This is a genomic window from Kitasatospora terrestris (assembly GCF_039542905.1).
Classification (GTDB): Bacteria; Actinomycetota; Actinomycetes; order Streptomycetales; family Streptomycetaceae; genus Kitasatospora; species Kitasatospora terrestris.
The window spans coordinates 6,724,429-6,738,235 of the sequence record NZ_BAABIS010000001.1; the positions used below are offsets into that span (position 1 = coordinate 6,724,429).

13 protein-coding genes are annotated in these 13,807 nt (G+C 76.0%); 3 read left to right on the forward strand and 10 right to left on the reverse strand.

The window, feature by feature from the left end; translation table 11 throughout:
- Window positions 1–24 precede the first annotated feature (24 nt).
- Window positions 25–915, reverse strand: a complete 891-nt coding sequence (locus ABEB06_RS30830; RefSeq protein ID WP_345700191.1) for an arylamine N-acetyltransferase family protein — start codon at window positions 913–915, stop codon at window positions 25–27.
- 18 nt (window positions 916–933) lie between these two features.
- Between ABEB06_RS30830 and ABEB06_RS30835 the strand changes: the two genes are divergently transcribed.
- Window positions 934–1,509, forward strand: a complete 576-nt coding sequence (locus tag ABEB06_RS30835) for an HD domain-containing protein (RefSeq protein ID WP_345700192.1) — start codon at window positions 934–936, stop codon at window positions 1,507–1,509.
- Window positions 1,510–1,528: 19 nt separating this feature from the next.
- Here ABEB06_RS30835 and ABEB06_RS30840 read toward each other — a convergent pair whose 3' ends face one another.
- From ABEB06_RS30840 to ABEB06_RS30850, 3 genes are all read right to left on the reverse strand, one after another.
- Window positions 1,529–2,269, reverse strand: coding sequence for a nucleotidyltransferase domain-containing protein (locus ABEB06_RS30840; protein WP_345700193.1), 741 nt, complete (start codon window positions 2,267–2,269; stop codon window positions 1,529–1,531).
- A gap of 114 nt (window positions 2,270–2,383) precedes the next feature.
- Window positions 2,384–3,889 carry an alpha/beta hydrolase gene (locus tag ABEB06_RS30845; RefSeq protein ID WP_345700194.1) on the reverse strand — a complete coding sequence of 502 codons (1,506 nt, stop codon included), beginning with the start codon at window positions 3,887–3,889 and terminating at the stop codon, window positions 2,384–2,386.
- Between the two features lie 93 nt (window positions 3,890–3,982).
- On the reverse strand, window positions 3,983–4,891 hold the full coding sequence (locus ABEB06_RS30850) for a DMT family transporter (protein WP_345700195.1): 909 nt from the start codon (window positions 4,889–4,891) through the stop codon (window positions 3,983–3,985).
- 71 nt (window positions 4,892–4,962) lie between these two features.
- Between ABEB06_RS30850 and pdxR the strand changes: the two genes are divergently transcribed.
- On the forward strand, window positions 4,963–6,336 hold the full coding sequence (gene pdxR, locus ABEB06_RS30855) for a MocR-like pyridoxine biosynthesis transcription factor PdxR (RefSeq protein ID WP_345700196.1): 1,374 nt from the start codon (window positions 4,963–4,965) through the stop codon (window positions 6,334–6,336).
- A gap of 165 nt (window positions 6,337–6,501) precedes the next feature.
- Here the strand turns inward: pdxR and ABEB06_RS30860 are convergent, their stop codons facing one another.
- The 4 genes from ABEB06_RS30860 to ABEB06_RS30875 form a co-directional block, all read right to left on the reverse strand.
- A complete protein-coding gene (locus tag ABEB06_RS30860; protein WP_345694804.1) occupies window positions 6,502–7,386 on the reverse strand; it encodes an IS5 family transposase in 885 nt (294 codons plus the stop codon).
- A gap of 288 nt (window positions 7,387–7,674) precedes the next feature.
- A complete protein-coding gene (locus ABEB06_RS30865) occupies window positions 7,675–8,259 on the reverse strand; it encodes a GNAT family N-acetyltransferase (protein WP_345700197.1) in 585 nt (194 codons plus the stop codon).
- Window positions 8,260–8,269: 10 nt separating this feature from the next.
- On the reverse strand, window positions 8,270–9,244 hold the full coding sequence (locus ABEB06_RS30870; RefSeq protein WP_345700198.1) for a rhomboid family intramembrane serine protease: 975 nt from the start codon (window positions 9,242–9,244) through the stop codon (window positions 8,270–8,272).
- 134 nt (window positions 9,245–9,378) lie between these two features.
- The gene (locus ABEB06_RS30875; RefSeq protein ID WP_345700199.1) at window positions 9,379–10,551 is read right to left on the reverse strand and encodes a methyltransferase; all 1,173 of its coding nucleotides are present in this window, start codon (window positions 10,549–10,551) and stop codon (window positions 9,379–9,381) included.
- Window positions 10,552–10,597: 46 nt separating this feature from the next.
- Between ABEB06_RS30875 and ABEB06_RS30880 the strand changes: the two genes are divergently transcribed.
- Entirely contained in the window at window positions 10,598–11,539 is a 942-nt protein-coding gene (locus tag ABEB06_RS30880; protein ID WP_345700200.1) for an ADP-ribosylglycohydrolase family protein, read from the forward strand.
- Window positions 11,540–11,662: 123 nt separating this feature from the next.
- Here the strand turns inward: ABEB06_RS30880 and ABEB06_RS30885 are convergent, their stop codons facing one another.
- A complete protein-coding gene (locus tag ABEB06_RS30885) occupies window positions 11,663–12,289 on the reverse strand; it encodes a class I SAM-dependent methyltransferase (protein WP_345700201.1) in 627 nt (208 codons plus the stop codon).
- A 182-nt stretch (window positions 12,290–12,471) separates the two neighbouring features.
- Window positions 12,472–13,689, reverse strand: coding sequence for a beta-ketoacyl-[acyl-carrier-protein] synthase family protein (locus tag ABEB06_RS30890; protein ID WP_345702045.1), 1,218 nt, complete (start codon window positions 13,687–13,689; stop codon window positions 12,472–12,474).
- Window positions 13,690–13,807: the final 118 nt, after the last annotated feature.

Here is a 13,807-nt window from a genome sequence, read left to right on the forward strand (position 1 = left end):
GCGATCCGGTCGGGGGGCGGAGCGCTACACCTCCGCGGGCTGCCGCTGGGCGGCGCGCCGGGCGAGGTGGGCGGCGTGGAGTTCGGACCAGAGCCTGCTCCGTTCGGCCGGGCCGAGCTCGGGGAGGGGCAGGTCGAAGCGGTCGGCGAGGGCAGCGAACCACTCGTGCTCGCTGGTCAGCTCGCGGGTGGTGCGCTCCTCGGCGCCCTGCTCGGTCAGGACGAGGCCGATGAGCGCGCGGTAGCTGTCGGGAGTGCGACGGATGGCCAGCGGCACCTGGGTGAAGAGCGAGTCGGGGGAAGTGGAGAGGCGGTGGTGGTTGGGCAGGAAGTCGCCGGTGGAGACGGGGCGGGGGTCGAAGTCGAGCCCGGCCGAGCAGGCCCGGTCGTCGTGGTCCAGCCGCCATCCGCCCGGGACCGCCTCGGACGGCCGCAGCCGGTAGCTGAACGGACCCTGCCGGTGGGTGACCGATCGATTGGCGGGGTCGGCGCCGGGGAGGGGGAGCGGCAGGGGCTCGGACGGGCCGTCGCCGAGGCCGACGTCCACGTACCAGCGCCGGCCCTCCAACTGGACGGTGAGCACCATGTGGTCGCCGGTGGCGCCGCGCGGAGCCGCGTCCCGGCGGGACTGGATGCCTCCCCGGTGGAGCTCGACCCGGTGGCCGAGGCTCTCCAGCAGGGCGGCGAATGCCCCATTGAGGTGGTAGCAGTATCCGCCGCGTCCGTTGACGATCCGTTCGACCGCGGCCTCGGGCTCGATCAGGGTCGGAGTTCCGCGCCAGACGTCGACCGTCTCGTACGGTATGCGTTCGACGTGGGCACGGTGGAGGGCGCGCAGGCCGGCCAGATCGGGTGCGGCGGGGCGGGGGAAGTCGAGGCGGGCCAGGTACCGGTCGACGGTGGTGGGGTTCAACATGAGGGGAGGCTAGTTCGCGTGACGGGCGGTCAGCAGGGGATCTCTCGGGTGCCGGAGCGGGTGCCGGAGCGGGTGGCGGGGCTGCTGGGGCGGGTGGGGGCGCAGCCGCGGCTGGTGGCGCACCTGGAGTTGGTGCACGGGGTCGCCGTGGAACTGCTGGCGGAGGTGGGCCGGCGGTGGCCGGGGGTCGAGGTGGACGAGGCGGCGGTGCGGTTCGGGGCGGCCACCCACGACGTCGGCAAGGTCAGGCACCCGGAGGAGCTGACCGGGCCGGGCCACGCGCACGAGCCCGCCGGGTACGCGCTGCTGGTGGAGCTCGGGGTCGACCCGGCGGACGCCCGCTTCGCCCGGACCCACGCTTCCTGGGGCCTGCCCGGGATCAGTCTGGAGGAACTGCTGGTCGCCCTGGCGGACAAGGTGTGGAAGAACCGCCGGGAGGAGGAGCTGGAAGACCTGGTCACCGGGCGGATCGCGGAGATCTGCGGACTGGAGCGGTGGGAGGTCTTCCTGGATCTGGACGAGGTGCTGACGGCGATCGGGGAGGGTGCGGAGGGACGGCTGGCGTACCAGTCGTCCTTCCCGGTGGTCGGCTGAGGGGCACGGGCGGCCGGGGTCAGTCGGCGGGGCCGGCGAGGAGGGAGGGGCCGGCGGTGCGGCGGTCGCCCGCGAGGAGCGGGCCGCCGGCCAGGTCGAGGACGGCGGTGACGGTGGCGCCGAGGGGCTCGGCGGGCCCGCCGGCGGCCAGGGCGCGGTAGTCGGCGAGCAGGCGCCCGCCGAGGTCGGGGGCGGCGGCGCGCAGACGCCGGGCCAGCCACTTGCCCTTGCCGCTCCAGGCGCCGACCGCGGCGAGGAGCAGCTCGCCCGCCGCGACGTGCAGCAGGGCGGCGACGGCGAGCCGCTCGTCCGCGTCCCGGCAGTCGAGCAGGTCGTCGCGCAGGTCTGTGACGGTGTACCGGCGGAGGGCGAGCGCGTCCGCGCTGAGCGGGCGGGGGCCGGCCCGGAGGGTGTCCCGAGCCCAGCTGGCGACCTGCTCGGCGGCGCCGCCGACCGAGCGCAGCACCAGGCTGTCGGCGCAGAGCGAGGCCATGGTGGGCACGCCGTTCGCCCGGTCCCAGGCGAACATGGTGCGCACCGACTCCGGGGTGTGGACGAAGACCTCGGCCGGGCGGCCGCGCCACACCAGGGTCTCCCGGTACACCTCGGCCGGGGCGGGGCGGATCACCACCACGTCCAGGTCCGAGGTGTCGGTGCCCTCGCCGCGGGCGAGCGACCCGCCGAGGAACGCCGCCACCGCCTCGGGGAAGCGCTCGCGGACCAGCGCCTGCGCGGCATCGACCGCCTCGGTGATCTCCATGGTCGTCACCCTGCCCGATGACCTGCGGATTTCCCACCAGGTTTCCCACCGGATCTCCCACCGGGCCCTGCACTGGGTCTGACACGGGGTCTCGCCTTGGGTCCCGCACCGGGCCTACCCCTTCCCCGGCTCGGCCGGGCAGAGCACGTCGCCCGCGGGGCGCCGACCGGTGGTCAGGAACCGCGTCACCAGTGCGTCGCCGCAGCTGTTGCCGTTGGCCGCGTAGGCGTCGTGGCCGCCGGAGTCGACGGCGACCATCCGGGCCCGGCCGCCGAGCGCCGCCCGCAGCTTGAGGGCGCCCGTGTAGGGGGTCGCGGGGTCGCGCAGGTTCTGCGCCATCAGGACGTTCGACGGGCCGGCCGGGGTGACCCGGACCGGGGGCTCGGCGGGATCGGACGGCCAGAAGGCGCAGGGCATCACATTGACCGGCATCCCGGCGGTCAGCGGGTGCTTGATCCGCTCCTCGGCGGTCTCCCGGCGGTACTGGTCGAGCGAGCGGGGCCAGGAGACGTCGTTGCAGAGGGTGCCGACCGACACCGCCAGCGCGTTCTGCAGGGCCTCGTCGGGCGGGGTGGCGGCGGCGGGCAGCGGGCGCCGGCCGTCGGCGGCGAGCATCAGCCGGACGACCGCGGGGAAGCGGCTGTCGGCGTACATGCCGTCCAGCAGGGTCTGGCGCAGGGTGTTGCCGTCCAGCCGGGGCGGGTTGGCGCCCGGCCAGGGGAGCGGTGCGGTGTCCAGCCGCGCGGCGAGGGCGAGGAACTGCGACCGGACCTGCTCGGGGGTGTCGGCCACCCGGTCCGGGTTGGCCGGGTCGGCGGCCCAGGCGGCGAAATCGGGGAAGCGGTCCTCGACGCCCCGGCCGTACGCGGCCAGCCAGCCGCGCTCGACCCGGGTCGGATCGGGATCGTCGTTGCTGTCCAGCACGATCCGGTCGGTGCGCCCGGGGAACATGGTGGCGAACACCGCGCCCGCGTAGGTGCCGTAGGAGACGCCCCAGGCGGAGAGCCGCGGCTCTCCGAGGGCCTGGCGGATCCGGTCGATGTCCCGCGCCTCGTTGGCGGTGGACAGGCTGCGCAGCACCGGCCCGCCGTTCGCGACGCAGGCCTCGGCGACCCGCCGGGCGGTCGCCTCGTTCTCCGCCGTCGAGCCGTCGGCCGCGGGCCACGGCAGCATCCGGACCAGGGTGAGGTCCTCGTGCGCCAGCCCGCAGGAGACGGGGCTGGAGCGGCCCACCCCGCGCGGGTCGAAGCCGACGATGTCGTACCGGTCCAGCACGGACTGCGGCAGGCGCTTGAGGGCGCTGCTCGGACCGTCCAGCCCCGGGTTGCCCGGGCCGCCGGGGATCATCAGCAGCACCCCGTGCCGCAGCTCGGGCCGGGCGGCCGCTATCCGCGAGACGGCGAGCGGGATCGACGGGCCGGTCGGATCCCGGTGGTCCAAGGGCACGGTGACGGTGGCGCAGCGCTGGACGGCGGCGGCCCCCGGGCTCGGGCAGGCACCCCAGACGAGCGGCGGCGGGGAGGCGGGGACCGGTGGCGCGGCGGAGGCCAGCGGCGCGGTGAGGGCGAGGACGGTGGCGGAGGCGGCGGCAACGGCCGCGCCGCGGTGAAGGGTTCGCATGGCGAGAAGTCTTCTCCGCCTGCGCTCCGCGCACGATCCTGCCAGCTTCCGACTTCTCCCTGGTGCTGGCACCACCCCCGGACCGGCAGCTGACTACCCCGCCGCGTAGGCGGACTGACGCCCCCTCATCCGCGGGTCCGGGCCGGTCAGCCCCACGCCCACGCCCAGCCCGACCAGCGCCGACCCCGCCAGTGTCGCCGGGTGCGGAACCCCGGCGCCCAGCACCGCGCCCGACAGCGCCGCCGAGACCGGCACCAGCCCGGCGAACAGCCCCGCCCGCTCCGCACCCAGCCGGCCCAGCGCCCCGTACCAGAGCAGGAACGCCCCGCAGGTCAGCACCGCCCCCAGGTAGAGCAGTGCGAACAGCTCCGCCCCGCTCGGCAGGCGCAGCGCCGCCCGCCCGTCCAGCACCAGCGCCGTCACCGCGAACATCGGCACCGCCAGCGCCGTCGCGTACGCGGACACCCGCACCGCCCCCAGCCGGGGCAGCAACGGCACCGCCAGCAGCGAGAACCCCACCTCGCACAGCAGCGTCCCCACCGCGCACACCAGCCCCACCGGATCGCCCGAACCGAACCCCTGGGTGACCGCGGCGCCCGCCACCACCGCGACCCCCGCCAGCAGCAGCCGCGCCTGCGGCCGCCGGCGCTCCAGCAGCGGCCCGACCACCCCCATCAGCAGGGGCGCGCAGCCCAGCACGCTGCCCACCACCGCCGGCTCGGTGTGCCGCAGCGCCGTCACCATCAGCAGGTTGAACGCGTAGAGGCCGACCGCCGCCAGCGCGAGCAGCAGCAGGACCTCCCGGCGGTCGAGCCGGGGGCGCGGACCGCCGGCGCGGTGGGCCAGCGGCAGCAGCAGCGCCGCCGCCAGGACGTAGCGCACCGCCTGCCCGCCCGCCGACGGGAAGCCGGCGAGCAGTGCCGTCACCCCGGCCGAGCAGCCCAGCACGGTCATCGCGGCGGCGGCGCGCAGCCCGCCTGAGGAGGAGTCGGAGAGAGCCATGCCGCCACGCTAGGGTCGCAGGTGGTCCGGTCTGAAGGACCACTTCGACCGCCGATGAGAGGACCACTCGGGTGCGAGAGCTGCTGATCACCGTGGACCACGCCGCGGGCGACCTCACCGGACAGCTCACCCGCGCCGTCCGCGCCGCCGTCCAGGACGGGCGGCTCGCCGCCGGCACCCGGCTGCCCGCCACCCGCGCCCTCGCCGCCGAGCTCGGCGTCTCCCGCGGCGTCGCCGTCGAGGCCTACGCCCAGCTCGTCGCCGAGGGCTACCTGGTCGGCCGGCACGGCTCCGGCACCCGGGTCGCCGACGGCGTCACCCCGCCCGGACCACCCACCCCGCCCCCGCCGGCCGCCGCCGAACCCACCCACGACCTCAAACCCGGCACCCCCGACCTGGCCGCCTTCCCCCGGGCCGGCTGGGCCGCCGCCGTCCGCCGCGCCCTCGCCGACGCCCCCCACACCGACCTCGGCTACGGCGACCCGGCCGGCCTGCCCGCCGTCCGCGCCGAGCTCGCCGGCTACCTCGGCCGGGTCCGCGCCGCCGCCGCCACCCCCGACCGGGTCATGGTGGTCAGCGGCGTCGGACAGGGCCTCGCCCTGCTCGCCCGCGTTCTCACCCGGCGCGGCCACGGCCCCTTCGCCGTCGAGGACCCCTGCTCGCCCGGCACCCTCGGCCTGCTCCGCGCCCACGGCATCGAGCCGGTCGGCGTCCCCGTCGACGACCACGGGCTGGACGTCGCCGCGCTCGCCGCCAGTGGCGCCGGGACGGTCCTGGTCACCCCCGCGCACCAGTACCCCACCGGCGTCGTCCTCTCCCCGGGCCGGCGCGCCGAACTCGCCGCCTGGGCGCACCGCACCGGCGGCGTGGTGATCGAGGACGACTACGACGCCGAGTTCCGCTACGACCGCGAACCCGTCGGCTGCCTCCAGGGCCTCGCCCACGACCGGGTCGTCCACCTCGGATCGGTCAGCAAGTCGCTCGCGCCGGGGCTCCGGCTCGGCTGGGCGGTCCTGCCGCCGTGGCTGGCCGCCGACTTCCGCGAGGCCAAGCGGTACACCGACCTCGGCACGGGCGTCGTCGACCAGCTGGCGTTCGGACGGCTGCTCGCGGACGGGGCGTACGACCGGCACCTGCGCGACCTGCGGGCCCGCTACCGGGCCCGGCGGGACGCGCTCGTCGCCGCGCTCGCGGCGGAACTCCCCGCCGCACGCGTCCGGGGGGTGGCCGCCGGGCTGCACCTGTACCTGGACCTGCCGGACGGCAGCGACGAGGCGGCGGTGGTGGCCGCGGCGGGGGAGCGGCGGCTGCGGGTGGAGCCGGTCGCGCCCATGCGCCTCGCCCCCGGCGGGCCCGCCCTCGCCCTGGGCTACGCCGGCCTGCCGGAACACCGCCTCCGCGAGGCCGCCCACCTCCTCGCCACCGCCGTCGCCGCAGCCGGCTGACCCCGGTCACCACCTGCCTGCGGCGGCGGGACCCGACGGCTGTGCCCGACGGCTGTGCGGGGGGCCCGCCGTGGGAGCGCCCCCGCGCCGGCGCGGAGAACCTGCGGCGGGTGAGCGGCGGGCCGGGGTGCCACCCGCCTGAGAAAGTGTTGGGTAATCGGATGATCACTCGTTCTTGAGGTCGTCGGCGAGGCGGCGGGCCGCTTCGGTCTCGATGGGACCGTGCGGTTCGATCTCCTCGCCGGCGAGGCGGGCGGCCATGAGCCGGATCATCGCGACCTTGATCATCGCTTCGGCGTGCGCGGTCTTGCGCTCGTAGTCCCGTGCCAACCGTCTGCACCGTCCCAGCCAGGAGAATGTCCGCTCGACCACCCACCTGCGGGGCAGTACCTGGAACCCTTTCACATCGGCGTTGCGCGGCACCGCAACGATCTCCAGCCCTTCGTGCTCGGCCGCCCAGCCGACCAGTCCCGCGTCGACCACGTTCACGTATCCGCCGTCCACCCAGACCGGCCCGACCTGCGGAAACGAGCTCCGGATCCCGGCGAGGACCAGCTTCGCGCCTGCCCGGTCCTGCACCGAGGCCGAGTGCACCACCGCCCGCAGCACCAGTCCGCAGGTGTCCACGAGCAGGTGCCGCTTGCGGCCCCGCACGCGCTTGCCCGCGTCGTAGCCGATCGCCTGCCCGCCCTGGTGGCTGCGGGCGGACTGCGAGTCCAGCACCGCCGCCGAGGGCTGCGGATCCCGCCCGTCCGCCACCCGCACCCGCTCGCGCAGCGTGTCGTGGACCCGGTTCCAGGTGCCGTCCGCAGTCCAGGCCCGGAACCACCGGTAGGCCGCGTCCCACGGGGCCAGATCGTGCGGCACCAACCGCCAGGCGCAACCGCTGACCAGCACATACAGCACCGTGTCCACGACCAGCCGGCGCGGGAACTTCAGCGGCCGACCCGCCCTGCGCGGATCCCGCACCGGCAGCAGCGGCTCGATCGCCGCCCACTGGGCATCCGTCAACGACGAGGAATAGGAAGGCTTGCACGCACAGACACACATGGCGGTGATCTTCACGGACACCGTGGCCGCAAAGATCACCGCCAGGGCATCACGCCAAGCAGTTGATCAATTACCCAACACTTTCTGAGACGCCGAAGCGACGGCCGGCCCCCGGCGGGGGTTGCCCCGCCCGAGGCCCGGGCGCGCCGTGCCCGTCGCCCGCGCCGGGCGCACGGGGCCTTCGCACCGGCAGCCGCCACCGCCGTCGGCGGCGGGGGCGGGGGCGGGGGCCGTGCCCGAAGGCTGTCCGGGGCCCGCCCGTTCGACCGGGCGGTGGGCCCGCCCGTGTCAGGGGATCAGGTCGGTGGGGAGGAGGTCCATCAGGAGGCCGTCGTGCCAGCGGCCGTCGAGGCCGCGTTCGTAGGCGCGCATGGTGCCGACGGGGTGGAAGCCGACGCGGCGGTAGCACGCGATGGCGGCGGTGTTGTCGGCGGCGGGGTCGATGACCAGGCGGTGGTGGCCGCGGTCGGTGAGCAGGTGGTGCGCGAGGGTGCGGACGGCGTCGGTGCCCAGGCCCCGGCCGTGGACCGCGGGGTCGAGGTAGACGTCGATGCCGGCGTGGCGGTACTCGGGGTCGGTCTCCTCGTACCACTGGATCTGGCCGACCACCCGGCCGTCGAACTCGACGGCGTACACCCGGGTGGTCGGGTCGTCCAGGTCCTCGCCGACCTCGGCCTCCAGGTCGGCGGTGGACTCCGGGCCGCGCCACCAGCGGCGCACCTCGGGGGTGGCGCGGATGGCGGCGAGCGCGGGCACGTCCCGCTGCTCGGCGCCGCGCAGGAGCACGGCGCGGCCGGTCAGTGCGGGCAGCACGGCCGGCTCGGCGGTCGTTCCCGGCTCGGCACCTGGACTCTCGGCTGGACCTGGGGGCATGGGGCGAACGCTACGCGCTCCACGGCATCGACGCCGTGATGTCGGCGGTCCGCACCGCCACGAGCACGATCAGCAGTCCGACCAGTGCGACCACCCCGACGGCCTGCACCGCGCCCTGGACGTCCCTGCGCCGCCGGGGCGCGTAGGCGAACACGGAGCCGACGGCGAGTCCGGTGAGGAGTCCGCCGAGGTGTCCCTGCCAGGAGGTGAACCCGGCGGAGATGACCATCCAGATCACGAAGGTGATCAGCAGCTGCTTGCCGCCCAGGGGGTCGTGGTGCAGGCGCCGACTGAGCACGAAGTACGCGCCCGCCAGTCCGAAGATCGCACCGGACGCGCCGACCGCCGACTGCCCGGGGGAGTTCAGCAGGTAGACCGCGACCGATCCGCCGAGCGCGGACGCCAGGTACAGCGCCAGGTAGCGGACCGCGCCCAGCTGCTGCTCGACCGCCCGGCCGAGGATCCACAGCCAGTACATGTTGAAGAGGATGTGCAGGATCGCGGTCGGCCCGCCGGTCAGCGGCAGGTGGAGGAAGGCGCCGGTGATCAGCCGGTACCACTCGCCCTGCGCCACGCCGACCCCGTCGAACCCGGGCGGCAGCGCGGTGCTGTGCACCAGGTAGTGGCCCCCGTCGGGGCCGATCACGGTCTGGCCGACCATCTCGAAGCGGTCCACGAACGCGGGGCGGACCAGCTCGATCACGTACGCGATCAGGTTGACCGCCATCAGTACGACGGTCGCCACCGGGGTCACCGCCGTCGGCCCGCCGAACACCGAGCGGGCCTGCCGGACCCCGGCGTTGCCCTCCCGGACGCACTCCACGCACTGGTAGCCGACCGAGGCCTCGCGTCGGCACTCCGGGCACGCGTACCGGTCGCAGCGGGCGCACCGCACGTACGACTCGCGGTCGGGGTGCCGGAAGCAGACGGCGGGCGCCGGGGGCTCGGTGCCCGGCCCGGGATCGGCGGTGTGGTCGGCGTCCATGGACTCGGTTCTCCCCCTCGGTCGGTGCCCGCCGCCGGACACCCGGCGGCGCGCCCAACCCTACGGCCTGTCGTGCGGTCCGCGACGGACAGGCCCCGGGCCTCGGCGGCGTACGGCCCGCAGAACCCCCGGCCTCAGCGGCGCACGGCCCGGAGGATCACGAACTTCGGGTTGGCGGCGACGGTCTCGCAGCCACCGAAGATCTTGCGCAGCTTCACGTGGTAGCCGAGGTGCCGGTTGCCGACCACCCACAGCTCGCCGCCCGGGCGCAGCACCCGGCGGGCGCCGGTGAACATCCGCCACGCGACCGCGTCGGTGGTCGCCTGGTGGGAGTGGAACGGCGGATTGTTCAGCACCAGGTCCGCCGAGCCGGACGGGACGCCGTCCAGGCCGTCCCCGACCCGGAACCCGGCCGTCCGCTCCGCGCCCAGCGCGGCCCGGAAGGTCGCCTCGGCGGAGGCCACCGCCTGGAAGGACTCGTCGACGAACAGCGGCTCGGCCGCCGGGTTGGCCAGCGCCGCCGCCGTACCGAGCACGCCGTTGCCGCAGCCCAGGTCGACGACCCGGTCGGGGCCGCTGCGCTCCGGCAGGTGCTCGAGCAGGAAGCGGGTGCCGATGTCCAGGCGCTCCGCGCAGAACACGCCGGCGTGGTTGACCACCGTGCGGCCGGACACCGGGCCGACCCCCTCCGGCAGCGGGTAGCTGTGCGGCCACGGGTTGGCGGGCCTGACCAGCGCCGGGTCAGGGGTGGCGAGGATCAGCCGGGCCTTGCGGACCGCCAGCGAGGTACGGGTCGGGCCGACCAGCCGCTCGAAGAGCTCCAGCGTCGAGGTGTGGATCTCGGTCACCATGCCGGTGCCGACCACCACCGTGCCCGGGTGCAGGGCCGGGGCGAGCCGGTGCAGCTGGTCCTCCAGCAGCGCCAGGCTCTTCGGCACCCGGACCAGCAGGACGTCGATCCGCGCCGGCACCGGATCCCGGGTGGTGAGCAGCCGGACGGCGTCCGCGGCGACGCCGTTGCGCGCCAGGTTCGCGGTGGTGGCGCTGCGGCCGAGGAAGGAGTCGACGATCTGCGTCGGCCGCCGCTCCGCGAGTGCGACCGCCAGCGCCCCCCAGCGGTCCCCGACCACCACCACCTCGCCCGAGAGGTCGACGGGCGCGGGGTGCTCGATCCCCTTCAGCTCCTCCCCGGCCAGGTACCGCAGCAGGTACTCGTCGGATGCGTCCCAGGCACGGAGCTGGTCGCGGGGGTCCTCGGGGAAGCGGGCGAGCGCGAGCTCGCCCCACGGCGTGGCGAAGCGGTTCATCGTCCCCTCAGGCTAGCGGAGGCCCCACCCCGCTACGCTGCCCGCCATGATCGACCCCACCCGCGCGGACCGGGCGGCGGGCGCCGTCGTCGGCTCGGCCGTCGGCGACGCGCTCGGCGCCCCCTTCGAATTCGGCCCGGCCGGCGCCTTCGGCACCCGCTTCCCGGCTCCCGGTGCGGGCGGCGAGATGTGCGGGGGCGGCGGCTGGGACCCGGGCGAGGCCACCGACGACACGCAGATGGCCGTCCACCTCGGCGAATCGCTGCTCGAACGCGGCGGACTCGACCTGCCCGACGTCTTCGACCGCTTCCGCCGCTGGGCGTGCGACCAGCCCAAGGACATCGGCCTGCAGACCGAGGCCGTGCTCACCGCCGACCTGCCCTGGGACCTCGCCGCCGCGATCCACTTCCAGACCAACCTCCGCGCGGCCGGCAACGGCTCCCTGATGCGGGCCGCCACCGCCGCCGTCCGCTTCGCCCCGGCCGGGCGGGACGCCACGATGGACGCCGCCCGGCGGATCGCCGCGCTCACCCACGGCGACCGGGCTGCCTGGGAGGGCACGGCGATCCAGCACGAACTCGTCCGGGTCGCGCTGGCCGGGCGGGACCCGATCGCCGCGCTGCCCGCCACGCTCGACGCGGTCCACCCCGACCACCGCGAGCGCTACGCCACCGTCCTCGCCCCCGACTGGCACCCGGAGCTGGCCACCGAGTTCAACGGCGCGGTCTGGCCCTGCCTCGGCTCGGCGGTGTGGGCGCTGCGCACCACCGGCGGCTTCGAGGACGCGCTGCGCGCCGCCGTCGACCTCGGCGGGGACACCGACACGGTCGCCGCCGTCACCGGCGCGCTGGCCGGGGCGGTGTACGGGCTGGGCGCCGTGCCCGAGCGGTGGACCGCGCCGCTGCACGTGCCGCTGCCGGGCGGCGGCGGGCGGACGCTGCACCTCGCCGACCTGGTCGGGCTGGCCGAGCGCCTCGCCGCGGGGTGACCGGGCGCGGCCGACCAGCTGTCACGCGGCCGGGCCGGCCGGGCGGGCGAGAAGGTCGGGCCGGTCGGCCAGTCGGCCGGTCGGCCGGTCGGGACGGCCAGGCGGGTCGAGCGGTCAGGCCGGTCAGGCCGCCACCCGGGCCGAGCCGAGGGAGTCGGCGGCCAGGATGCGCGGGGCGCCCGGTTCGTAGAAGACCTCGAGGTCGGTGACGGTGAACCCGGCGTTGGTGATCATCGGCACGATCGGCCGGTCGAGGTGGCAGCCGGCGAGGACCCGCTGCTGGATCGGGTCGAGCCGGTGCTGCCAGCGGCGGACGCCCCGGTCGGCCTCGGGAGCGAGGCCGTGCTCGACGAAGCGCAGCACGCCGCCGGGCCGCAGCACCCGGCGGATCTCCCGCAGCGCCGCCTGGGCGTCCGGGATGGTGCACAGCGTCCAGGTGGAGAGCGCGGAGTCGAACGAGGCGTCGGCGAAGGGCAGCCGCTGCCCGTCCCGCGCGGCCAGCCGGACAGGTGCGCGCGAGCCCGCCACCCGGTCGCCGGCCATCCGCCACGCGACGTCGGACGGTTCGACGGCGGCGACGGAGTCGACCTCGGGCGGATAGAACCGGATGTTGAGCCCCGACCCGAAGCCGAGCTCCACCACCTCGCCGGTCAAGCCCCGACAGGCCCGCTCCCGGATCGGCTCGCCGGTCTTCATCCCGCACGCCCAGTCGATCAGCCGCGGGACGACGTGTTCGCTGTAGTAGCCCATGGCGCTCTCCCGTACCCCCCTGGACCGGTCCGGCCCGCGGCGCCCCCGCACACACCCGTGCGCCGACGGACCACCCCGACGGCCGACCCGGTCCTCCTTCCAGGATCGCCGCCCGGCCGACCGGTGTCACGCCTGTACGGCGGCGCCGTGGACCGGCCGTCGGACCGGCCGTCGGACAGGCCTCAGGGCGCCACGGTGAACAGCAGCGAGGCGTTGTGGCCGCCGAAGCCGAACGCGTTGGTCAGGGCCGCCTCGGCCAGGACCTTGCGCGGTTCGCCGGCCACCACGTCCAGGGCCACCTCCGGGTCGAGGGTGTCGAGGTTGAGGGTCGCCGGGACGAGGCCGTCGCGCAGGGTGAGGACCGCAGCCAGCGCACCCATCGCGCCGGCCGCGCCGAAGAGGTGACCGGTCATCGACTTGGTGGCGGTGACCGCGGGGTGGGTGCCGATCGCCGCCGCGACCGAGCCGGCCTCGGCCAGGTCGCCGAGCGGCGTCGACGTGGCGTGCGCGTGCACCACCCCGACCGCCTCGGGCGGCAGCCCGGCCGCCGCCAGCGCGAGCCGCATCGCCCGGACCTGGCCCTCCGGGTGGGCCGCGGTGATGTGGTGCGCGTCCGAGGTGACGCCCGCGCCCGCGAGCACCGCGTGCACCCGTGCCGCCCGCGCCGCCGCCCGGGAAGCGCGCTCCAGCACGACCACCGCCGCACCCTCGCCGATCACGAACCCGTCCCGGTCGACGTCGAACGGCCGGGACGCGGCAGCGGGCGCGTCGTTGCGCGTCGAGTGTGCCCTGGCCTGCGCGAAACCCGCCAGCGGCAGCGGATGGATGCACGCCTCGGCGCCGCCCGCGACCACCACGTCCGCCCGGCCCAGCCGGATCAGGTCCAGCCCGAGCGCGAGGGCCTCCGCCCCGGACGCGCACGCGGAGACCGGTGTGTGCGCCCCGCCGCGGGCACCGAGCTCGATCGACACCCAGGCCGCCGGACCGTTCGCCATCAGCATCGGCACCGTGTGCGGCGACACCCGGCGGACGCCCGACGTCTCCAGCACGTCGTCCTGCCCCAGCATGGTGAGCGCGCCGCCGGTGCCGGTGCCGATCACCACCGCCAGCCGCTCCGGTGCGACGTCCGGCGCACCCGCGTCCGCCCACGCCTCCCGCGCTGCGACCAGCGCCACCTGCTCGCAGCGGTCGAGCCGGCGGGCCTGCACCCGGTCCAGCACGGTGGTCGGCTCGACCTTCAGCCGTCCGGCGATCCGGACCGGCAGGTCCGCCGCCCACCCCTCCGTGATCGCGCCGATCCCGGACTCCCCGGCCAGCATCGCCGCCCAGGTCGACGCCACGTCGCCGCCCAACGGCGTGGTGGCGCCCAGCCCGGTGACCGCCACGGCTTCGGTGACCATACCCACGACAACCCGCTCCCTCTGTGGACAAGTGACAGCACACGGGGTCGGCCGCAGACCTCGGCCGGCCGCCCCGATAGCCACCCTGCCAGTGCAGTTGCCGATCACCGGATGCCAT